Here is a 20,290-nt window from a genome sequence, read left to right as displayed (position 1 = left end):
GGGACGACCGTCCGCGGTGCGCTCCTGCGGGGCCGCCGCGGACGGCGTCCGTCACGTCTGCGGTCGGGCGAGCCAGCGGTCCAACGCGTCGACGGTGTTCTCCGGCGCGGTGTTGAAGCACAGCCGGATGCCGGGCGCCGCCTCGGTGAGGACGTTCACCAGCCGCTCGAACAGCAGGGTGTGTTCGGGGAGCACCCGCACGCCGGCGCCGATCAGCGCCAGGCCCACGGTGTGCCGACCGAGCTCCTTGCGCACCGTCGCCTCGGCGTCGTCCGCCGACGTGCCGATCAGACAGCTCACGACGTCGAACCCGGCCTCCCGCAGCGCCGCGTGCCCGACGGCGATCCGCGCGGTGAGCTGTGCCTCGTCGATCCCGTCGGACAGCTGGCCGTAGTCGATGGCACTCGGGTGCAACCCGATGGTCAGCACCTTCGTGTCGCTCGGTAACGGACTCCCGGTCGTCGGCACACCCATCAGTGAACTCCCTACCTCGTCTCGCGGTCGATCCTTCCGGTGTACCACGGAGCCCCGACCCGCCTCCCGCCGAACGGGGGTTCCCGCCCGCTCCGTCCGTCAGGTGCGCTCCACCTCGGCCATGAGGAGTCGCAGCGTCAGCGAGTGCTTCTCCCGGGGGAGTTCGCTCAGGGCCGTCCGCGCGTACGCCACGCCGCCCGTCCGGTCCCCGGAGCGCGCGAGCATCAGCCCCCGGTGCAGTTCGAGGTGCGTGGCGAACCGGGGCAGGACGGCCGGCAGCTCCCGTCGCGCGGCGTCCTGCGCCCCGACCGCTGCGTCCTCGCCCCCGAGTCGAGCCGCGAGCAACGAGACGAAGACGTTCATGCGCCACCAGGGCACCGCGTAGTCGGAGGTCTGTTCGGCGGAGGCCACCGCGTCGAACACCCGGCGCCCCTGGTGCATGAGCTGTCGCGCGCTCGCGCGGTCGCCCCGGACGGCCGCCGCGTGCGCCTTCCCCATGGTCGCGTTCAGGAGTCCGAGCGAGGGCTTGTCGCTGATCGCCATCGCCTGATCGGCCAACACGTCGGCGATGCCGAGGGACGCCCCCTCGTACCCCAGGGCGATCGCCGCCCGTCCCCGTACCCACACCCGGGTGTGGTCGTCGCCCGACTCGTCGGCCGCCCGAGCTGCCATGCGGTACCAGTTCACGGCCCTGGAGCCGTCGGAGCCGGGGAACGTCTTGGCGTACAGCGTCATGAGCCGTGCGGCGACGGACCACAGCTGAGGGGTGTCCAGTTGCTGCTGCACCACGACCAGCTCGCCCGTGACGCGACGCTGGATGTCGGCGGCCTCCTGACTCATGTACGCGGTCCCGTACACGGCCAGTTTCGCTTCCCAATCGTCCGCGGACGGCCCGTCGGTCAGGAACGTACGGTGCTTCACTTCACCCTCAAGCACGGCTGGGGAACGTCCAGGTCTGGTCTACCCACGCACCAGCTCAGCACAACGGCCGCGTGCCCGGGCGTACCCTCGGCCCATGCCTGCCGATTTGGGTGAACGGCTGCGGGGCGTCCGCAAGCGTCGAGGGCTGACGCAACACGGGCTCGCGCGCGAGTCCGGTGTGTCGGTGTCGCTGATCAGGAAGCTCGAACAGGGGGAGCGGCGAGACGCCCGCCTGGAGACGGTACGCAAGCTCGCCGCGGCGCTCGGGGTGCCCACCACGCGTCTGGTGGCCGAGGCCGTGGAAGACGGGGCGGGCACCGTCGTATCGGACCAGTGGGCTCCCGTCAGGAACGCCCTGACGGCTTCGGCGACCGGGGCCGCCGACGTGGACGAACCACCGACCCTGGACGGTCTGCGTGACGCACTGAGCGCCGCCGTCCCCCTGTTCTCCGGCGACCGCTTCGCGGAGTTGAGCACGGTGCTGCCCGCGCTGCTCCGGGACGCCGACGCAGCCGCTCGGCTCGCGCCCGAGGGTCGGGCCCTGCGGGTGCGCTTGTTGCAGCTCACCGGGTGGCTACTGACCCAGACCCGCCAGTTCGAGGCCGCCGAGCGGTGCTTGGGCGCGGCCCTCGCCGGCTCGGCGGACCGACTCCAGGGGGCGTCCACGGTCAACACGATGTGCTGGCTGCTGCTGCGCCAGGGCAGATTGGACCGGGCCCGGCAGTTGGCTGCCCAATGGGCCGACGAAACGGAACCCCGGCTCTCCCGCGCGACGCCCGACGAACTCAGCGCATGGGGGTGGCTGCTGCTGCGCCTGTCGGCCGCGGCCGTACGGGACAACCGCCCGGACGAGGCGGAGGAAGCCCTGCGCTTCGCCCACTCCGCCGCCGTGGCCCTGGGGCGGGAGTTCATCCCGGGCGACGACTTCCTCCGCGCCTTCGGCCCGGTGACGGTCACCCTGAAGCGGACCGAGAACGCCATGGTCCTGGACCGTCCCGACGTGGTCCTCAAGCTGGCGTCGAAGGTCCCGACGGGAGGGTTCCGTCCCACGTCGAACAACCGCAACCGGCATCTGCTCGACGTGGCCAACGCATACGCGAGGACGCGGCAGTACGGGCTGGCCGTCGACACCTTGGCCGGGGTCCGCGCCGCAGCCCCGCAGTGGCTACCGAACCAGCCGTACGCCCGGGACGTCCTCGCCCACGTCGTGGCCAGGCGACGGACCCTCACGGAAGAGATGCGTTCCCTCGCCGACACGATGGGGCTGCCGGTGTGACCCTGCGTGGCACCTCCTGTCGCCTCCGCACGGAACTGCCATGGTCACCGGTCCCGGCGGTCTCTAGCGTCGTTCGACATGACGACCGACCCCACGCGCCAGGACCCCCCACCCGGAAGTCCCCCCGACCCGCAGCAGCCGCCCCCCGGCGAACGCCCCCTGCTGACCCTCCGGGTGTCCCGTGACGGCGGTCGGACCTGGGGCGACCCGCAGGGCGTCTACGCGTCGGCGAAACCGGCGCCGATACTGACCTCGGCCTGGCCGACCTGTACGTGCCCCCGGTGCGCGGCGCGGGCGTAACGCAAGGGTGGGCGTACGCGTGACGGCCGCCCCCGGTCCAGGGACGGCCGTCACGAAGAACGTGCGGTACGGAGGGGCTCAGCCGTCGGCGAGGTGCCGTTCGACGGTCTCGACCTTGGAGGTGAGGCCGTCGCCGACCCCGGGGCGGAGGTCCGCCTTGAGCACCAGCGAAACCCGCGGGGCGCGCGCCTCGACCGCGGCGACGGCCCGCTTGACGACGTCCATGACCTCGTCCCACTCACCTTCGACGGAGGTGAACATCGCGTCCGTACGGTTCGGGAGCCCGGACTCGCGGACGACCCGGACGGCGTCGGCGACGTACTCCCCCACGTCCTCGCCGACGCCGAGCGGGGTGACGGAGAAGGCGACGATCATGCCTGGACGACCCCCTCGCGGCGGGCGCGCGCCGCGATGACCTCGGCCTCGGCCTCGGCCTTGAGGCGCCGCTCCGCGACGAACCCGCCGAAGGGCAGGACCGACAGCACGAAGTACAGGGCGGCGGTGCCCAGCGACCACTTGGTGCGGTTCCAGGCGTCCAGCCAGAAGACCACGTACACGACGAACAGCAGACCGTGGATCATGCCCATGGCGGGCACCGCGTTGAAGTCGGTCGTCCGCTTGAGGACCGAGCAGACGAGCAGCAGCAGGAACGAGATGGCCTCGGGCGCCGAGACCAGGCGCAGGCGGCGGAGTGCGGATGCGGTCTTGATGTCCACGGGGGAGGGTCACCTTCGGGCTTCGGGAGGAGTACGGATCGGCTCCGCACGCTTTGTGAACGTGTGCACAAGCGTCCCCATTGTGGCATCGGGGTCGGCGCGTCCCCAGCCCGGGGTGCCCGCCGGGAACGACGGATGCGTCACAGTCGCGCACCGGAAGCCGGCGCCGACGTCACGAGCCGGTGCCGCTCGCCCGGGGGCCCTGTGCCGCGGCGCCGGGGTCCGGTTACCTTCGCAGGGTGGCAACGTTCCGGCTCCAAGGGAGCAAAGTGCTCGCCGTCGACATGTCCGGCGACACGGTCAGGGCGAAGAACGGCTCGATGGTCGCGTACGACGGCCAGGTGAGCTTCAAGAAGATGAGCGGCGGCGGTGAGGGGCTGCGCGGGATGGTCACGCGCCGCCTCACCGGCGAGCAGCTCACCGTGATGGAGGTGAAGGGCCAGGGCACCTGCTGGTTCGCCGACCGGGCGAGCGAGATCAACCTGGTGCAACTGCACGGCGACAAGCTGTACGTGGAGGCGAGCAATCTGCTCGCCACCGACGCCGGGCTGCGCACCGGGACCACCTTCACCGGGCTGCGCGGCGCGACCCAGGGCGGCGGTCTGTTCACCACGACCGTGGAGGGCACCGGGCAGGCCGCACTGACCTCGGACGGTCCGGCCGTCGTGCTGCGGGTGACCCCGCAGCACCCGTTGTCGGTGGACCCAGGCGCGTACGTGGCCCATCAGGGCGACCTGCGGCAGACCTTCCAGGCGGGGGTGACCTTCCGCACGCTGATCGGGGAGGGCGGCGGCGAGGCGTTCCAGATCCGCTTCGAGGGCGACGGACTGGTGTACGTGCAGCCCAGCGAGCGCAACACCGTCGGAGGGGACGTCTGATGCCGTTCCGTGAGATCAACTCGAAGATGATCGAGGCGACCGTGGCCCCCGGGCAGCGGTTGTTCAGCCAGCGCGGGGCGATGCTCGCCTACCGGGGCGACGTGACGTTCACGCCCAACGTCCAGGGCGGTCAGGGCGGGCTGACCTCGATGATCGGGCGCCGCGTCGCGGGGGAGGCGACCCCGCTGATGACCGTCGAGGGCAACGGGACCGTCCTGTTCGGGCACGGCGGCCACCACGTCCAGGTGATCCCCCTGAGCGGGGACACCCTGTACGTGGAGGCGGACCGGTTGCTGGCCTTCGACGGGACGCTCCAGCAGGGCACGATGTTCCTCGGTGCGCAGGGCGGGGTCATGGGCATGGTGCGCGGCCAGGTGACGGGGCAGGGCCTGTTCACCACCACGCTCCAGGGCCACGGTTCGGTGGCCGTGATGGCGCACGGCGGAGTGATCGAGCTGCCGGTCACCCCGCAGCGCCCGGTGCACGTCGACCCGCAGGCGTACGTGGCGCACCGCGGCGAGCTCCGCAACAAGCTGTCGACGGCGCTGGGCTGGCGGGACATGGTGGGCCGGGGTTCGGGCGAGGCGTTCCAGCTCGAACTGAGCGGCCAGGGCGTGGTGTACGTCCAGGCGTCGGAGGAGAAACTGTGAGCACACCGAGCAAGTACGGGGCGCCGGGACCGGTGGTGCACGACCCCACGACCCTGCCGTCGGACGACAACGTCGACAGCTACACCTTCTGCGTGGAGCTCGCGAACAGCGAGTGGTTCCTCCAGAAGGGCAAGATGATCGCCTACTACGGGTCGATCGAGTTCAACGGGATCGGCCACGGCCGTCTCGACCGGCTGGTGCGCACCTCGTTCCACTCCCCCCTGCACGCCAGTGACTGGGTGGTGGCGTCCGGGACGGGCAAGCTGCTGCTCGCCGACCGGGCGTTCGACGTCAACTCTTTTGACCTGGATGACGGCAACCTGACGATACGCTCGGGCAATCTGCTCGCTTTTCAGCCAAGTCTCGCGCTCAAGCAATCGATCGTTCCGGGGTTCCTGACGCTGATCGGCACCGGCAAGTTCGTCGCCGCGTCGAACGGTCCGGTGGTCTTCATGGAACCCCCGCTGCGCGTCGATCCGCAGGCGCTCGTGGGGTGGGCGGACTGCCCCTCGCCGTGCCACCACTACGACCACGCCTACATGACCGGCGTGATCGGCGGTCTACGTGCGCTGACGGGGCTCGGCGGAACGTCCGGGGAGGAGCACCAGTTCGAGTTCGTGGGTGCGGGTACGGTACTGCTCCAGTCCAGCGAGCGATTGATGGCGGAGCAGGACACCGGGGTCGTGCCGCACCAGGCGGGCGTGCCCGGAAACCACGGCGCACCCGGGCAGGGCGTACCGCGCCTTCCCGGACAGCTCGGAGACCTGCAACGCCGCTTCGGGCTGTGAGCGGTAGTCTGCGGAGTGTGACATCGAACGCGTGCGCAGCGTCACACCCCCAAGATTCGTTAACAATTCAACCTCTTAGGGTAGAATAGGATTCATGGAGACCGAGACGGCTACCCCCTGGCTGACCGACGCCGAGCAGAGCGCCTGGCGCACCCACCTGGAGGTCAACCGCCTGCTACAGCATCAACTGGAGAAGGACCTCCAGCCGTTCGGCCTGACGATCAACGACTACGAGATCCTCGTCAACCTCTCGGAGACCGACGAACACCGGATGCGCATGAGCGACCTCGCCGCGTCCACGCTCCAGTCCAAGAGCAGACTGTCCCACCAGATCACGCGGATGGAGAACGCGGAACTGGTGCGCCGCGAGCACTGCGAGTCCGACCGCCGGGGGCTGTTCGCCGTGCTCACCGAGCACGGCTTGGAGACCATGCGCAAGGTGGCACCGCACCACGTCGCCTCCGTACGACGGCACTTCATCGACCTGATCGGTCCGGAAGACCTCGAAACGCTCCACAAGTCGCTCACCCCGATCGCGGAGCACCTGCGCGTCCAGCGCGGCAGGCTCTGACCCCACCGACCGGGCGAGGGCCAAGCCCGGTCCCCGCCCCCCGGGCCACCGCCCGGGGGTGCCGGCCACCCCCGCGCTGACCGAGGGCACCCACCCCCCGACCCACGGCACCGCGGGCCCACGACACCGGGCGCCCCTATCCGGGGTGCCCGCCCCGCGTCCGCTAGACCCCGGCGAGCGGGAGCACCAGCTCGAACAGGGCACCGCCCGCCGGCGAGCTCCGCACCGTGAGGGTGCCCCCGTGCCGCAGGGCCACGTCCCGGGCGATCGCCAACCCGAGCCCCGCCCCGCCGTCGTCACGACTGCGGGCGTCGTCCAACCGCACGAACCGTTCGAAGATCCGCTCCCGCTCCGCCTCGGGCACCCCGTCCCCGTCGTCCCCGACGGCGAGCACCGCGGACCCGTCGCGCACCCCCACCGTCACCCGTACGCCCGTGGCCGCGTGCCGCTGGGCGTTGTCCACCAGATTGCCCAGCACCCGGGTCAACTGCCCTCGGGAACCAGCCACTTCGACGCCCTCGACGAGCTCCTGCTCGACGGGCACCCGGTCGCCCACCCGCTGGGACAGCTCCTCCCGGGTCAGCGCCGCGAGGTCCATCCGCGCGTCCCCCGGCCGCTCCCCCGCGTCCAGCCGGGCGAGCAACAACAGGTCCGCGGCCAGCTGTTGGAGCCGGACCGTGTCGGCGACCGCACCCTCCAGATCCAGCAACTCGGGGTGTGCGGCGCCCACTTCCAGCTGGGTGCGCAGGGAGGCGATCGGACTGCGCAGCTCGTGGGAGGCATCGGCGACGAACCGGCGCTGCCGCTCCACGGACGACTCCAGGGCGGCCAGCGTGACATTGGTGGTGCGCGCGAGCCGGGCGATCTCGTCATGGGTGCCCGGCACCGGAACGCGTCGCCGCAGGTCCTCGGAAGCGGTGATCGCCGCCATCTCCTGCCGGATGTCCGCGACGGGTCGCAGCGCCCGCCGGGTCACCAGCCAGGTCACCCCGCCCACCACGCCGAGCAGCAGCGGGAAGCCGATGAGCATCGCGGTCGTCGCCGTGTCGACGGCGCTGCGCTCCGCGGAGAGCGGGGCGCCCGCGTACACCCGCAGCTCGCCCTTGTCGGGGGCCTCCAGGTCGATCCGGGCGAACAGGTACGCGGCGGACTCCCCGTCCACGGTCGCCGTGCCGTCACTGTGCACCGGTTCGTCGGAGATCTCCCCCCTCTCCCGGTCCTCGGGGTCGGCGGCCCCGTCGTCGGCCCGGTCGTCCCGGTCGTGCGCGTCCTCGGAGTCCTCGCCGTCGCGGTCCTTCGCGCCGTCGGGCGCGGGCGCCCCGGAGTGCGGGCGCACCTCGTTCGAGGCCGTGCCGCTGATGCGCTCCAGCCCCTCGCTGACGGCGACCACCCGGTCCTGCGCGTCAAGGACCTGTACGGGGCGGCCGTCCTCGCCGTCGGGCAGGTCCAGCTCGCGGTAGCCCACGCCGGACACCAGTTGGGAGGCGACCCGGTTGGCGGTGGAGTCCGCCTGGCTGCCCGCCTGACCGATGAGGCTGGCGCGCAGCGCGAGCAGCAGCCCGGTGCCGGCGGCGACCAGCGCGACGGCCACCACGAGCGTCGCCCCCAGGGTGGCCCGGGCGCGGACCGAGCCGAACAGCCGTCTCATCGCCCGGTCTCCAGGCGGTAGCCGGCGCCGCGCACGGTCCGGATGAGGGAGGCCCCCAGCTTGCGGCGGAGCGCGCTCACATACACCTCGACGATGTTGGGGTCGCCGTCGTAGGCGAAGTCCCAGACGTGTTCCAGGATCTCGCTCTTGGAGACCACCTCACCGGACCGCAGGAGCAGCTGCTCCAGTACGGCGAACTCCTTGGCGGTGAGCGGCACTTCGTCCGGGCCGCGCCGCACCTGATGGGCGGCGGTGTCCACCACGAGGTCGCCGAGAACGTGCACGGGCGAGCCGCCGACGCGTCCGCGGCGCCGCAGCAGGGCCTTGACCCGGGCGACGAGCACCACATAGGAGAACGGTTTCGTCAGGTAGTCGTCGGCCCCGGTGTCGAGGCCCTCGGCCTCGTCGTACTCGCCGTCCTTCGCCGTGAGCATCAGGATCGGTACGTCGTGGCCGGCGGCGCGCAGGGCGGCGCAGATCCGGTAGCCGTTCATGCCGGGCAGCATGATGTCGAGGACGACCAGGTCGTAGGCGCCCTCACTGGCCCGGTGCAGCCCTTCGAGCCCGTCGTGGACGACGTCCACGGCGAACCCCTCGGCGGTCAGTCCCCGGGCGAGCGACAGGGCGAGCCGCTTTTCGTCCTCCACGATCAAAAGGCGCATGTGCACAGCCTCCCAAACGGAACCTGAAGATCCCTTCAGCCGGTTTCAGCCTCACTTCAGCATGTCTTCTGCAGATTGGTTACCGCAGACACCAAACAAGCACCGAACTGCGGACTCGGGAGGGTTCATGAAGCGCAAGGTCCTGATCGCCGCCATCACTGGCGCACTGCTGGTGGGCACGGGCACGGCCACGGCCGTCGCGGTGGCGGGTGCCGACGGCGGTGACGACGACCGGACGGTGCAGAAGTCCAGCGTCCAGCTGACCGACGACGCCGGCGACGACAGCGATGACCGTGATGACAAGGACGACAAGGACGACCGCGAGGACGACACTGCGGACGACCGTGACGGACGGGACGACGACCGCGAGGACACCGGCCGGCTGCCCGCCGGGGTGAAGGTCACCGCGGCCGACGCGATCGCCACCGCTCTGGGCGAGCGTGCCGGCACCGCCGTCTCCGTCGACCTGGACGAGGACGACGGCAAGGTCGCCTGGGACATCGAGGTGATCGACGGCAAGCGGGACGTCTACACCGTCGTCGTGGACCCGGGCACCGGCAAGGTCCTCGGTTCGTCCCTCGACAAGGACGACTCCGATGACAAGGACGACCAGAACGACACCAAGAACGAGCTGGCCGCGGCGAAGGGCGCCGCGGTGAGCGCCCAGCAGGCGGCGGAGGTGGCCGCGGCGAAGGGCACCGTGATCTCGTTGGACCTCGACGCGGACGGCAAGAAGGGCGCCTGGGACGTCGAGGTGCTGAGCAACGGCACCGAGCGCGACTGGACGGTCTCGCTCGATACGGCCAAGACCGTGCCCGCCAAGGACACGGCCGACTCCGCCGACTCCGACGACGGCTCCGACGACTGAGGCCGAGGCCGCTGACCGCACCGGGCCCGGACCCCGCCGGGCCCAGGACGTCAGCCCTCGGTCAGCGCCCGGGTCAACACGTCGGCCGCCGTGTAGGGGTCGGTACGACCCGCGGCGACGTCCTCGGCGAGCCCCCGGAGCCGGCGGTCCCCGTGCAGGTCGGCCAGCCGTTCCCGCAAGGCGGTGACGGCGATCGTCTCGACCTCACGGGCCGCACGCGCCCGCCTGCGATGGAGGAGAACCCCCCGTTCCTCCATCCAGGCGCGGTGCTTCTCCAGGGCTTCGACGACCTCGTCGATGCCCTGGGCCCGGGCCGCGACGGTCCGGACGATGGGCGGACGCCAGTCCCCCGGGCCGCGGGCCTCCCCCAGGCCCAGCATGTGGTTCAGCTCCCGGGCGGTGGCGTCGGCGCCGTCCCGGTCGGCCTTGTTCACCACGTACAGGTCGCCGATCTCCAGGATTCCCGCCTTCGCGGCCTGGATGCCGTCCCCCATCCCGGGGGCGAGCAGCACCGCGCAGGTGTCGGCCTGGGCGGCGATCTCCACCTCGGACTGGCCCACCCCGACCGTCTCCACGAGGATCACCTCGCAGCCGGCGGCGTCCAGTACCCGGATGGCCTGCGGCGCCGCCCAGGCCAGCCCGCCGAGGTGGCCGCGGGTGGCCATCGACCGGATGTAGACCCCCGGGTCGGAGGCGTGGTCGGACATCCGCACCCGGTCCCCGAGCAGTGCGCCCCCGGAGAACGGGGACGAGGGGTCGACGGCGAGCACCCCGACCCGCTTTCCCTGGCGCCGGTAGGCGGTGACGAGTGCCGAGGTGGTGGTCGACTTGCCGACGCCGGGCGGCCCGGTGAGGCCCACCACGTAGGCGTTGCCGGTGAGGGGTGCGAGGGCGGCCATCACTTCGCGCAGTTGCGGCGACGCCCCCTCCACCAGGGTGATCAGCCGGGCGACGGCCCTCGGCCGCCCGCTGCGGGCGGCGGCCACCAGCGAGGAGACGTCACTGTTCACGCGCACGGTTCCCTTCCTGGGACCGCGGACAGCGCTGCCCGCGGTCGCTTCGGCTGTGCTGCCCGCGACGGTGCGGTCAGCCCTTCGGCACCCGGACGATCAACGCGTCGCCCTGGCCGCCGCCCCCGCACAGCGCCGCCGCGCCGATGCCGCCGCCGCGCCGCTTCAGCTCCAGCGCGAGGTGCAGGACGAGCCGGGCGCCGGACATCCCGATCGGATGGCCGAGGGCGATGGCGCCCCCGTTGACGTTCACCTTTTCCGCCGACACCCCGAGGTCCTGCATTGACTGGTGGGCGACCGCGGCGAACGCCTCGTTGATCTCGATGAGGTCGAGGTCGTCGACGCCGATGCCCTCCTTGCCGAGGGCGTGCAGGACGGCGCGGGACGGCTGGGAGTGCAGGGAGTTGTCGGGGCCCGCGACATTGCCGTGGGCGCCGATCTCGGCGATCCACTCCAGGCCCAGCTCCTGGGCCTTCGCCTTGCTCATGACGACGACGGCGGCGGCCCCGTCGGAGATCGGGGAGGCGGACCCGGCGGTGATGGTGCCGTCCGCGGCGAAGGCGGGGCGCAGCTTGCCCAGCGACTCGGCGGTGGTGTCGGCCCGGATGCCCTCGTCCCGGTCGACCAACACCGGTTCGCCGCGCCGCTGGACCACCTCGACCGGCGTGATCTCGGCCGCGAAGAGACCGTTCTTCTGGGCCGCGGCGGCGCGCTGGTGCGACTGCGCGGCCAGGGCGTCCTGCTCGGCGCGGCCGATGCCGAGGCGGGTGTTGTGCTTCTCGGTGGACTCCCCCATGGCGATGGACTCGAACGGGTCGGTCAACCCGTCGTGCGCCATCACGTCGAGCATTTCGATCGCCCCGTACTTGTGGCCCTCGCGCGACTTGGGCAGGAGGTGGGGGGCGTTGGTCATGGACTCCTGACCGCCCGCGACGACCACGTCGAACTCGCCGGCGCGGATCAGTTGGTCGGCCAGCGCGATCGCGTCCAGTCCGGAGAGACAGACCTTGTTGACGGTGAGCGCGGGCACGTCCATCGGGATGCCCGCCTTGACGGCGGCCTGCCGGGCGGGGATCTGGCCGGCGCCGGCCTGGAGCACCTGCCCCATGATCACGTACTGCACCTGGTCGCCGGCGATCCCGGCCCGCTCCAGCGCGGCCTTGATGGCGAATCCGCCGAGGTCAGCGCCCGAGAAGGACTTCAGGGAGCCCAGCAGGCGGCCCATGGGCGTGCGTGCGCCCGCGACGATCACTGAGGTGGTACCGGTCGTTCCCGACATGACGGGTGATCCCCTTTCAGCGTGCTGCTGAGAAGTGAACGAGGGTTTACTTCAAATGTACTGAGCGGTACGCCCCGGGGTCATCGCCCGTCGAGTGTGACGGCGCACACCTTGCGTGACCCCTGCGCGGACCGATGGACTAGGGGGATGCTGACGCGTATCGATCACATCGGGATCGCCTGCTTCGACCTCGACAAGACGGTCGAGTTCTACCGTGCCACGTACGGCTTCGAGGTGTACCACTCCGAGATCAACGAGGAGCAGGGCGTCCGTGAGGCGATGCTGAGGATCAACGGTACGGACGACGGCGGCGCCACCTACCTGCAACTGCTCGAACCGGTCCGCGAGGACTCCCCGGTCGGCAAGTGGCTGGCCAAGAACGGGGAGGGCGTCCACCACGTCGCGTTCGGCACCGCCGACGTGGACGCCGACGCGGCGGACATCCGCGACAAGGGCGTACGGGTCCTGTACGAGGAGCCCCGGCGCGGCTCGATGGGCTCCCGGATCACCTTCCTGCACCCCAAGGACTGCCACGGCATCCTCACCGAACTGGTGACCTCCGCGGCCCCCGCCCCGTCCGACCCGCCCGGGGGACACCCCGCCCCCTGAACCGGTTCCCGCCCCCGTGGCCCCTGGGCGGGTCGGACGGGGCCGGGACGTACCGCGCGGTCCGTACGCCGTCGCCGCCCGGCCGGCCCCGCGACGGCACGCCCGGGCCGGGCGCCCCCGCGTACCGGCCCTCCGCCGCACCCGTTCCCCCCTCCGCTCCCCGCGGTCACCGGGGCCTTCGCACCGTGCGGACCGCGGCGCCAACCACGGCGCCCCGGCAGGAAAACGTCGTCGGCCAGGCCAAGAGGGAGACGGGGGCCGGTAGGGTTGGCCACGGCCGCCACATCGTTGGGGCGGTCCATGGCCGGGGTCCGGGTGTCGGGGCGTGCGTCGGGGCGGCTGCCCAGGCTCCGCCGGTGATCTGACACCATTTCCCCGGGGGCCCCGTTCGGGCGGATGAACGGTGCTCGTTGGAGAGCGTTACGACCAGGGGACGGATGGGACCGCGCAGTGCGGGGCTACGAACGCCAGGAGCGAGAGCGGGCTGACGTCGACCACCTCTCTCGGTTCGAGGCCGAGATGGAGCGGCTGAAGACCGAGCGGGAGAAGGCCGTTCAGCACGCCGAGGACCGCGGCTACCAGGTCGAAGTGCTACGGGCCAAGTTGCACGAAGCACGGCGCACCCTCGCGACGCGCCCCGCCTACGACGGCGGGGACCTCGGCTACCAAGCCGAGCAGATGATGCGCAACGCCCAGGTCCAGGCCGAGCAGTTGCGCGCCGACACCGAGCGCGAGCTGCGTGACGTCCGCGCCCAGACCCAGCGACTGCGCCAGGAGCACGCGGAACAGCAGGCCAGACTCCAGTCCGAGCTGCACGCCGAGGCCGTCTCGCGCCGCCAGCAGCTCGACCAGGAACTCTCCGAGCGCCGCGCCACCGTCGAGTCCCACGTCAACGAGAACGTCGCCTGGGCGGAGCAACTGCGCGCCCGGACCGAGCAGCAGGCCCGCCGACTGCTCGACGAGTCCCGCGCCGAGGCCGAACAGGGGCTCGCCGCCGCCCGCAGCGAGGCCCAGCGCGTCGCCGACGAGGCCCGGCAGCGGGTCGTCGCCGAGGCGGAGTCCGCCCGCACCGACGCCGAAGCCCTGATGCGACGGGCCCGCGCCGACGCCGAGCGGATGCTGAACACGGCCTCCGCACAGGCGCAGGAGGCCACCGACCGCGCCGAACAACTGCGCAGCACCACCGCCGCCGAGTCCGACCAGGCACGCCGTCAGTCCGCCGAACAGGCACGCGCCGCCGAGGAGCGGATGGCGGAGGCGGAGACCGCGCTGCGCACCGCGCGCACCGAGTCCGAGAAGGTCCTCACCGAGGCCAAGGACACCGCCACGAAACGGCTGGCGAGCGCCGAGTCCGCCAACGAGCAGCGCACCCGGACCGCCAAGGAGCAGGTCGCCCGGCTGGTCGGCGAGGCCACCAAGGAGGCCGAGCGCACCAAGGCCGAGGCCGAGCAGCTGGTCGAGGACGCCCGGGCCGAGGCGGAGAAGATCGTCGCCGAGGCCGCCGAGAAGGCCCGTACGGTCACCGCCGAGGAGACCGCCTCCCAGCTCGGCAAGGCCGCCCGCACCGCCGAGGAGGTGCTGACCAAGGCCACCGAGGACGCCCGGGCCACCACCAAGGCCGCCACCGAGGAGGCCGAACGGCTGCGCGGCGAGGCCGAGGCCGAGGCGGAGCGGCTGCGCGGCGAGGCGAACGACATCGCCGAACAGCTCAAGGGCGCGGCCCAGGACGACACCAAGGAGTACCGCGCCAAGACGGTCGAGCTCCAGGAGGAGGCCCGCAGGCTGCGCGGCGAGGCCGAGCAGCTGAGGGCCGACGCCGTCGCGGAGGGCGAGCGCATCCGGGGCGAGGCCCGGCGCGAGGCCGTGCAGCAGATCGAGGAGGCGGCCAAGACCGCCGAGGAACTCCTCGCCAAGTCGCGGGCCGACGCGGACGAGCTGCGCAAGGCCGCGCAGACCGAGGCCGAGCGGGTCCGCACCGAGGCGATCGAACGCGCCACGACCCTGCGCAAGCAGGCCGAGGAGACCCTGGAGCGCACCCGCGGCGAGGCCGAGCGGCAGCGCGCGGAAGCCGAGGAGCAGGCCGAGCAGACCACCTCGGCCGCCGAGCGGGTGGCGCGGGAACTGCGCGAGGAGACCGAGCGGGCGGTGGCCGCCAAGCGCGCGGAGGCCGACGAAGAGCTGGCCCGACTGCGCAGCGAGGCCGAGGACCGGCTGACCTCCGCCGAGCAGGCGCTGAAGGACGCGCGGGACGAGGCCGCCCAGGTCCGCCGGGAGACCACCGAGGAGTCCCAGCGGCTGCGCACCGAGGCCGCGGAACGCGCCCGCGCCCTCCAGGCACAGGCCGAGGAGGAGGCGGACCGGCTGCGCACCGAGGCCGCGGCGGACGCCGCCACGGCCCGCGCCGAGGGCGAGAACATCGCCGTGCGGGTGCGTGCGGAGGCCACCGCGGAGGCGGAACGGCTGTCGGTCGACGCCCGTGAGAAGGCCGACCGGGTGCGTGCGGAGGCCGCAGCGGCGGCCGATCGGACGGCCACCGAGGCCGCCGAGGCGCTGACCGCTGCGCAGGAGGAGGCGGCCCGACGGCGCCGGGAGGCCGAGGAACTGCTCGGGGCGGCCCGTACCGAGGCCGACCAGGAGCGGGAGCGGGCCCGCACCCGCAGCGAGGAACTGCTCGCCTCGGCGCGCGGACGGGTCGAGGAGGCGCAGACCGAGGCGACCCGGCTGGGCGAGGAGGCGGACCGCCGCGCCACGGAGCTGGTCAGCAGCGCCGAACAGACGGCCCAGTCCGTACGGGACGCGGTGGCCGGGCTCCAGGAACAGACGCAGGAGGAGGTCACCGGACTGCGCAGCGCCGCCGAACACGCGGCGGAGCGCACCCGGACGGAGGCCCAGGAGGAAGCCGACCGGGTCCGCGCCGATGCGTACGCGGAGCGGGAGCGGGCCGGCGAGGACGCGTCCCGGGTGCGCCGGGAGGCCCAGGAGGAGACCGAGGCGGCGAAGGCGCTCGCGGAGCGCACGGTCAGCGAGGCGATCGCCGAGGCGGAGCGGGTGCGCTCGGACGCCTCCGAGCACGCGCAGCGGGCCAGGACCGAGGCCGCCGACACCATCGGCACGGCCGAGCAGAACGCCTCACGGACCCGGGCCGAGGCCCGGGAGGACGCGAACCGCATCCGCTCCGAGGCCGCGGGCCAGGCCGACCAGCTCGTCGGGGAGGCGAACCGGGAGGCGGAGCGCCTGCGCACGGAGACGACGGCGACGGCCGAACGCACCCGCAGCGAGTCGATGGCGCGGGCCGAGCAGTTGGTCTCGGAGGCCACCGGCGAGGCGGAGCGGCTGCGGGCCCAGGCATCGGAGACGGTCGCGTCGGCGCAGCAGCACGCGGAGCGCGTCCGCACGGAGTCCGAGCGGATCCGTACCCAGGCCCGTACCGAGGTCGAGCAGGTGCTCGGCGAGGCGCGCAACGCGGCCGAGCGGACGATGGACCAGGCCCGCAAGGACGCCAACAAGCGGCGTTCGGAGGCGGCCGAGCAGGTCGACGCGCTCATCACGGAGGCCGTGTCGGAGGCGGACAAGCTCACCAACGACTCGCAGGAGAAGGCCCGCACGACCACGGCGGACGCCGAGGAGCAGGCCGACACGATGGTCGGGGCGGCCCGTGCGGAGGCCGAACGGCTCGTCGCGGAGGCCACCGTCGAGGGCAACTCGCTGGTGGAGCGGGCCCGCACGGACGCGGACGAACTGCTGGTCGGCGCGCGCCGGGACGCCACCGCCATAAGGGAGCGGGCGGAGGAGCTGCGCGAGCGCATCACCGGCGAGATCGAGGAGCTGCACGAGCGGGCGCGCCGGGAGTCGTCGGAGGCCATGCGGTCCGCGGGCGAACGGTGCGATGCGCTGGTGAAGGCCGCCGAGGAGCAGTTGACCGAGGCGCAGACCAAGGCCAAGGACCTGATGGCGGACGCGAACTCGGAGGCGGGTCGGGTCAGGATCGCAGCGGTGAAGAAGGCCGAGGGCCTGCTGAAGGAGGCCGAGGCGAAGAAGGCCGAGTTGACCCGGGAGGCCGAGCGCCTCCGGTCCGAGGCCGAGCAGCAGGCCAAGCAGACGGTCGACGACGGACAGCGGGAACTCGACGTGTTGGTGCGCCGCAGGCAGGACATCAACGCGGAGATCTCCCGGGTCCAGGACGTGCTGGAGGCGCTGGAGTCCTTCGAGGCGCCGCCGAGCGGGAACAAGCCGGCCGGCGCCGCGGGGGTCAAGGCCGGCGCCGCGGCCGGCGCCGCCCGGCCGGGCGGCAAGCCGTCGGGAAGCTAGCCGGGCGCACGGCTTGCGCGGTGCGCCCGGACGGCCGGTTCCGTTCGGGCGGGCCGTTCCGGTTGCCCGCGGGTGCGCGGTGGTTGCTCGCGCAGTTCCCCGCGCCCCTTCGGGGCACCCCTGAAGGGCGGGGCGGCGGGGTGGGGCGGCGGCGCCGCACGGGGGCTGCTTATCGGCCGAAATCGATGGCGTCTCGTGGCCTCCGGGCCCTTGCCCCACCGATGTCCGTGCTTGTTGGCTGTGGTTGACGGTGTCTCGGCTCCCTACCGGTGGGCTCCGCCACCCAAAAGGGGTGTCATTCTCCGCATCAAAACTGTATCCGCTCGATGACACGCCGTTCCGCCCCCTAGGATTCCCCCTATCACCTCACCGGTCTCATTCGACAGGAACCCCATGAGCGACACTTCCCCCTACGGCTTCGAGCTTGTGCGGCGTGGGTACGACCGCGCTCAGGTGGACGAACGCATTTCCAAGCTCGTCTCCGATCGCGACAGTGCCCTGACCCGGATCACCGCGCTGGAGAAGCGGATCGAGGAACTCCACCTCGAAACGCAGAACGCCCAGGCACAGGTCAGCGACGCCGAGCCGTCGTACGCCGGCCTCGGCGCGCGCGTCGAGAAGATCCTCCGCCTCGCCGAGGAGGAGGCGAAGGACCTGCGCGAAGAGGCCCGGCGCGCCGCCGAGCAGCACCGGGAGCTGGCCGAGTCGGCGGCCCAGCAGGTGCGCAACGACGCCGAGACGTTCGCGGCCGACCGCAAGGCGAAGGCCGAGGACGAGGGCCTGCGGATCGTCGAGAAGGCGAAGGGCGAGGCGTCCTCGCTGCGGGCCGAGGCCCAGAAGGACGCCCAGTCGAAGCGCGAGGAGGCGGACGCCCTCTTCGAGGAGACCCGTGCGAAGGCCGCTCAGGCCGCCGCCGACTTCGAGACCAACCTGGCCAAGCGCCGCGAGCAGTCGGAGCGGGACCTGGCGTCGCGTCAGGCGAAGGCCGAGAAGCGTCTGGCCGAGATCGAGCACCGTGCCGAGCAGCTGCGTCTGGAGGCCGAGAAGCTGCGCACCGACGCGGAGCGCCGCGCCCGCCAGACCGTGGAGACGGCGCAGCGCCAGGCCGAGGACATCGTGGCCGACGCCAACGCCAAGGCGGACCGCATCCGCAGCGAATCCGAGCGTGAGCTGGCGGCCCTCACCAACCGCCGCGACTCCATCAACGCGCAGCTCACCAATGTGCGCGAGATGCTGGCGACGCTCACGGGCGCGGCGGTGGCCGCGGCCAGCTCCCCGGTCGAGGACGAGACCGTCTCGCGGGGTGTCCCGGCGCAGCAGACCCGGTAGTCGCTGCTCCGCGTTCCCTCACGCGGACCGGCTTCATGTGCCCGGCACGGCCCCGACGGCCGCGCCGGGCACATGCGCGTGCGGAGGCCGGCGGGCTGACGGAGCGGCACCTGATCACCGGTCCGGGTTCTGTGGGTCCGTACAACAGGCAGGAGCGATCCGCACCGCTTAGCGTGGGGGGATGATCGAGCTCGAGGGGCTGACCAAACGGTTCGGTGACAAGCTGGCGGTGGACGGGTTGACGTTCACCGTGCGACCCGGGATCGTCACCGGGTTCCTCGGTCCCAACGGGGCCGGGAAGTCGACCACTATGCGGATGATGCTGGGACTCGACCATCCGACCTCGGGCGAGGTCCGGATCGACGGGCAGCGCTACGACCGGCTACGGGACCCGCTCACGGCGATCGGCGCGCTGCTGGACGCCAAGGCGATGCACGGCGGGCGCAGCGCGTACAACCACCTGCTGTGCCTGGCGCAGTCCAACGGCATCCCGCGGGCCCGGGTGGGTGAGGTGCTCGACACGGTGGGTCTGACGGCGGTGGCCAAGAAGAAGGCGAAGGGGTTCTCGCTGGGCATGGGTCAGCGGCTCGGCATCGCGGGGGCCCTGCTCGGTGACCCGCGCGTGCTGATGTTCGACGAGCCGGTGAACGGTCTCGACCCGGAGGGCATCCACTGGATCCGGCACCTGATGAAGTCGCTGGCCGCCGAGGGCCGCACCGTCTTCGTCTCCTCCCACCTGATGAGCGAGATGGCGCTCACCGCCGATCACCTGGTGGTGATCGGGCAGGGGCAGCTGCTCGCGGACACGTCGATGGCGGACTTCATCCGGGAGAACTCCCGCTCGTACGTACGACTGCGCACCCCACAGCCCGAACGGTTGCTCGACGTGTTGCAGCAGAACGGGATCACCGTCGTCGAGGCGGCGGGCGGCGCCCTGGAGGTCGACGGGCACGGGTCCGAGAAGCTGGGCGAGCTGGCGGCGGAGCACCGGGTGGTGCTGCACGAGCTGAGTCCCCAGCAGGCTTCGTTGGAGGAGGCGTTCATGCGGCTGACCGCCGGTTCGGTGGAGTACCACGCCCACGATCCCGGCGTGCCCGACGGCAGCGCGGCGCCACCGCCCGGGCCCGGGTGGGGCGAGGACTGGCAGCGGCGCGACGGGAAGGGGGCCTGAGATGGCGGTGGCCCAGGTGATCCGGTCGGAGTGGACCAAGATCCGGTCGGTGGCGTCCACGGTGTGGACGCTGTCGTTGGCGTTCGCGGTGACGGTCGCGCTCGGCGTGCTGATCAGCGTGCTGGCGAAGAACGAGTTCGGCAATCTGAGCCGGGAAGACCAGTTCGCCTTCGACCCGACGGTCGTGAGCTTCGCCGGGATGAGTCTCGGACAGCTCGCGATGATCGTGTTCGGGGTGCTGGTGGTCTCGAACGAGTACAGCACCGGCATGATCCGCACCTCGCTGGCCGCGGTGCCGCAGCGCGGTCTGTTCCTGGCCGGGAAACTCGCGGTGGCGACGGCGCTGGCCCTGGTGGTCGGGTTGGTCACCAGCTTCACGACGTTCTTCCTGGGGCAGGCGGCGCTCGGCGAGTACCGCGCGGCGATCTCCGACCCGGGGGTGTTGCGGGCGGTGATCGGCGGCGGGCTGTACATGGCCCTGATCGCGCTGTTCTCGATGGGCGTCGCGACGATGCTACGCAGTCCGATGCTGTCGCTGGGCATCCTGATGCCGTTCTTCTTCCTGGTCTCCGCCATCCTCGCCAATGTGTCGGCGACGAAGGAGGTCGGACGGTTCCTCCCGGACCAGGCGGGCGCCAAGGTGATGCAGGTCGTCACCCCGCCGAACGACGACACCCCGTACGGCCCCTGGGGCGGTCTGGCGATCATGGTCGTCTGGGTGATCGCCGCCCTGATCGGCGGCTACGTGCTGCTGAAGCGCCGGGACGCCTGAGCCCTTCGCACCGGGCAGGGCGGCGGGCACCGGGCAAGGAGAGGACGGCTGCCAGGGAGA

At 72.1% G+C, this 20,290-nt stretch carries 18 protein-coding genes and 1 pseudogene; 11 read left to right on the top strand and 8 right to left on the bottom strand.

The window, feature by feature from the left end; all coding sequences use genetic code 11:
• Window positions 1-51: 51 nt before the first annotated feature.
• Complete coding sequence (locus tag ACFV88_RS18310) at window positions 52-474, bottom strand: hypothetical protein (protein WP_385492280.1); 423 nt, start codon at window positions 472-474, stop codon at window positions 52-54.
• A 99-nt stretch (window positions 475-573) separates the two neighbouring features.
• Window positions 574-1,413, bottom strand: a pseudogene (locus tag ACFV88_RS18305) (XRE family transcriptional regulator); the annotation flags it as partial.
• A 76-nt stretch (window positions 1,414-1,489) separates the two neighbouring features.
• Here ACFV88_RS18305 and ACFV88_RS18300 point away from each other — a divergent pair.
• Window positions 1,490-2,671, top strand: coding sequence for a helix-turn-helix domain-containing protein (locus tag ACFV88_RS18300; RefSeq protein WP_385492277.1), 1,182 nt, complete (start codon window positions 1,490-1,492; stop codon window positions 2,669-2,671).
• A 378-nt stretch (window positions 2,672-3,049) separates the two neighbouring features.
• Here the strand turns inward: ACFV88_RS18300 and ACFV88_RS18295 are convergent, their stop codons facing one another.
• A complete protein-coding gene (locus tag ACFV88_RS18295; RefSeq protein WP_385492274.1) occupies window positions 3,050-3,346 on the bottom strand; it encodes an MTH1187 family thiamine-binding protein in 297 nt (98 codons plus the stop codon).
• The gene (locus ACFV88_RS18290) at window positions 3,343-3,687 is read right to left on the bottom strand and encodes a DUF3817 domain-containing protein (protein WP_385492271.1); all 345 of its coding nucleotides are present in this window, start codon (window positions 3,685-3,687) and stop codon (window positions 3,343-3,345) included. The genes ACFV88_RS18295 and ACFV88_RS18290 overlap by 4 nt, the downstream gene beginning before the upstream one ends.
• Before the next feature lie 239 nt (window positions 3,688-3,926).
• Between ACFV88_RS18290 and ACFV88_RS18285 the strand changes: the two genes are divergently transcribed.
• The 4 genes from ACFV88_RS18285 to ACFV88_RS18270 all read left to right on the top strand — a co-directional run bounded on the left by ACFV88_RS18285 (window position 3,927) and on the right by ACFV88_RS18270 (window position 6,574).
• The gene (locus tag ACFV88_RS18285) at window positions 3,927-4,565 is read left to right on the top strand and encodes an AIM24 family protein (RefSeq protein ID WP_385492268.1); all 639 of its coding nucleotides are present in this window, start codon (window positions 3,927-3,929) and stop codon (window positions 4,563-4,565) included.
• Window positions 4,565-5,215 (top strand): AIM24 family protein, encoded by a 651-nt coding sequence (locus ACFV88_RS18280; protein WP_385492265.1) that lies wholly within the window; start codon window positions 4,565-4,567, stop codon window positions 5,213-5,215. Before ACFV88_RS18285 ends, ACFV88_RS18280 begins: the two co-directional genes overlap by 1 nt.
• On the top strand, window positions 5,212-6,003 hold the full coding sequence (locus ACFV88_RS18275) for an AIM24 family protein (protein ID WP_385492263.1): 792 nt from the start codon (window positions 5,212-5,214) through the stop codon (window positions 6,001-6,003). The genes ACFV88_RS18280 and ACFV88_RS18275 overlap by 4 nt, the downstream gene beginning before the upstream one ends.
• A 94-nt stretch (window positions 6,004-6,097) precedes the next feature.
• Window positions 6,098-6,574 (top strand): MarR family winged helix-turn-helix transcriptional regulator, encoded by a 477-nt coding sequence (locus tag ACFV88_RS18270; RefSeq protein WP_385492260.1) that lies wholly within the window; start codon window positions 6,098-6,100, stop codon window positions 6,572-6,574.
• Window positions 6,575-6,737: 163 nt separating this feature from the next.
• On the opposite strand, the gene ACFV88_RS18265 is transcribed toward ACFV88_RS18270, so the two are convergent.
• Both ACFV88_RS18265 and ACFV88_RS18260 read right to left on the bottom strand, forming a co-directional pair.
• On the bottom strand, window positions 6,738-8,222 hold the full coding sequence (locus ACFV88_RS18265) for an ATP-binding protein (protein ID WP_385492257.1): 1,485 nt from the start codon (window positions 8,220-8,222) through the stop codon (window positions 6,738-6,740).
• A complete protein-coding gene (locus ACFV88_RS18260) occupies window positions 8,219-8,884 on the bottom strand; it encodes a response regulator transcription factor (RefSeq protein ID WP_385492254.1) in 666 nt (221 codons plus the stop codon). The genes ACFV88_RS18265 and ACFV88_RS18260 overlap by 4 nt, the downstream gene beginning before the upstream one ends.
• A 127-nt stretch (window positions 8,885-9,011) precedes the next feature.
• Here ACFV88_RS18260 and ACFV88_RS18255 point away from each other — a divergent pair, with 127 nt between their 5' ends.
• Window positions 9,012-9,752: a PepSY domain-containing protein gene (locus ACFV88_RS18255; protein ID WP_385492251.1), complete on the top strand. Its 741-nt coding sequence runs from the start codon at window positions 9,012-9,014 to the stop codon at window positions 9,750-9,752.
• 50 nt (window positions 9,753-9,802) lie between these two features.
• Here ACFV88_RS18255 and meaB read toward each other — a convergent pair whose 3' ends face one another.
• Window positions 9,803-10,762: a methylmalonyl Co-A mutase-associated GTPase MeaB gene (gene meaB / locus ACFV88_RS18250; RefSeq protein ID WP_385492248.1), complete on the bottom strand. Its 960-nt coding sequence runs from the start codon at window positions 10,760-10,762 to the stop codon at window positions 9,803-9,805.
• Window positions 10,763-10,838: 76 nt separating this feature from the next.
• Window positions 10,839-12,041 (bottom strand): acetyl-CoA C-acetyltransferase, encoded by a 1,203-nt coding sequence (locus ACFV88_RS18245; RefSeq protein WP_385492245.1) that lies wholly within the window; start codon window positions 12,039-12,041, stop codon window positions 10,839-10,841.
• A 147-nt stretch (window positions 12,042-12,188) separates the two neighbouring features.
• Here ACFV88_RS18245 and mce point away from each other — a divergent pair, with 147 nt between their 5' ends.
• The 5 genes from mce to ACFV88_RS18220 all read left to right on the top strand — a co-directional run bounded on the left by mce (window position 12,189) and on the right by ACFV88_RS18220 (window position 20,230).
• Window positions 12,189-12,650 (top strand): methylmalonyl-CoA epimerase, encoded by a 462-nt coding sequence (gene mce / locus ACFV88_RS18240; protein ID WP_385492243.1) that lies wholly within the window; start codon window positions 12,189-12,191, stop codon window positions 12,648-12,650.
• Between the two features lie 450 nt (window positions 12,651-13,100).
• Window positions 13,101-16,958 (top strand): polarized growth protein Scy, encoded by a 3,858-nt coding sequence (gene scy, locus ACFV88_RS18235; RefSeq protein WP_385492240.1) that lies wholly within the window; start codon window positions 13,101-13,103, stop codon window positions 16,956-16,958.
• Window positions 16,959-17,351: 393 nt separating this feature from the next.
• On the top strand, window positions 17,352-18,287 hold the full coding sequence (locus ACFV88_RS18230; RefSeq protein WP_385492237.1) for a cellulose-binding protein: 936 nt from the start codon (window positions 17,352-17,354) through the stop codon (window positions 18,285-18,287).
• A 181-nt stretch (window positions 18,288-18,468) separates the two neighbouring features.
• A complete protein-coding gene (locus ACFV88_RS18225) occupies window positions 18,469-19,458 on the top strand; it encodes an ABC transporter ATP-binding protein (RefSeq protein WP_385492234.1) in 990 nt (329 codons plus the stop codon).
• A gap of 1 nt (window position 19,459) precedes the next feature.
• Window positions 19,460-20,230, top strand: a complete 771-nt coding sequence (locus tag ACFV88_RS18220; RefSeq protein WP_385492232.1) for an ABC transporter permease — start codon at window positions 19,460-19,462, stop codon at window positions 20,228-20,230.
• Window positions 20,231-20,290: the final 60 nt, after the last annotated feature.

This window comes from Streptomyces sp. NPDC059816 (genome assembly GCF_042732055.1).
Taxonomy (GTDB): domain Bacteria; phylum Actinomycetota; class Actinomycetes; order Streptomycetales; family Streptomycetaceae; genus Streptomyces.
The sequence above is the reverse complement of the archived record's forward strand: the minus strand, read 5'-3'. Positions and strand labels throughout refer to the sequence as shown.

Coding starts and splice junctions, on each gene's coding strand:
- ACFV88_RS18310 (WP_385492280.1), bottom strand. CDS start 474: ATGGGTGTGCCGACGACCGGGAGTCCGTTACCGAGCGACACGAAGGTG.
- ACFV88_RS18300 (WP_385492277.1), top strand. CDS start 1,490: ATGCCTGCCGATTTGGGTGAACGGCTGCGGGGCGTCCGCAAGCGTCGA.
- ACFV88_RS18295 (WP_385492274.1), bottom strand. CDS start 3,346: ATGATCGTCGCCTTCTCCGTCACCCCGCTCGGCGTCGGCGAGGACGTG.
- ACFV88_RS18280 (WP_385492265.1), top strand. CDS start 4,565: ATGCCGTTCCGTGAGATCAACTCGAAGATGATCGAGGCGACCGTGGCC.
- ACFV88_RS18270 (WP_385492260.1), top strand. CDS start 6,098: ATGGAGACCGAGACGGCTACCCCCTGGCTGACCGACGCCGAGCAGAGC.
- ACFV88_RS18265 (WP_385492257.1), bottom strand. CDS start 8,222: ATGAGACGGCTGTTCGGCTCGGTCCGCGCCCGGGCCACCCTGGGGGCG.
- ACFV88_RS18260 (WP_385492254.1), bottom strand. CDS start 8,884: ATGCGCCTTTTGATCGTGGAGGACGAAAAGCGGCTCGCCCTGTCGCTC.
- ACFV88_RS18255 (WP_385492251.1), top strand. CDS start 9,012: ATGAAGCGCAAGGTCCTGATCGCCGCCATCACTGGCGCACTGCTGGTG.
- ACFV88_RS18245 (WP_385492245.1), bottom strand. CDS start 12,041: ATGTCGGGAACGACCGGTACCACCTCAGTGATCGTCGCGGGCGCACGC.
- mce (WP_385492243.1), top strand. CDS start 12,189: ATGCTGACGCGTATCGATCACATCGGGATCGCCTGCTTCGACCTCGAC.
- ACFV88_RS18230 (WP_385492237.1), top strand. CDS start 17,352: ATGAGCGACACTTCCCCCTACGGCTTCGAGCTTGTGCGGCGTGGGTAC.
- ACFV88_RS18225 (WP_385492234.1), top strand. CDS start 18,469: ATGATCGAGCTCGAGGGGCTGACCAAACGGTTCGGTGACAAGCTGGCG.
- ACFV88_RS18220 (WP_385492232.1), top strand. CDS start 19,460: ATGGCGGTGGCCCAGGTGATCCGGTCGGAGTGGACCAAGATCCGGTCG.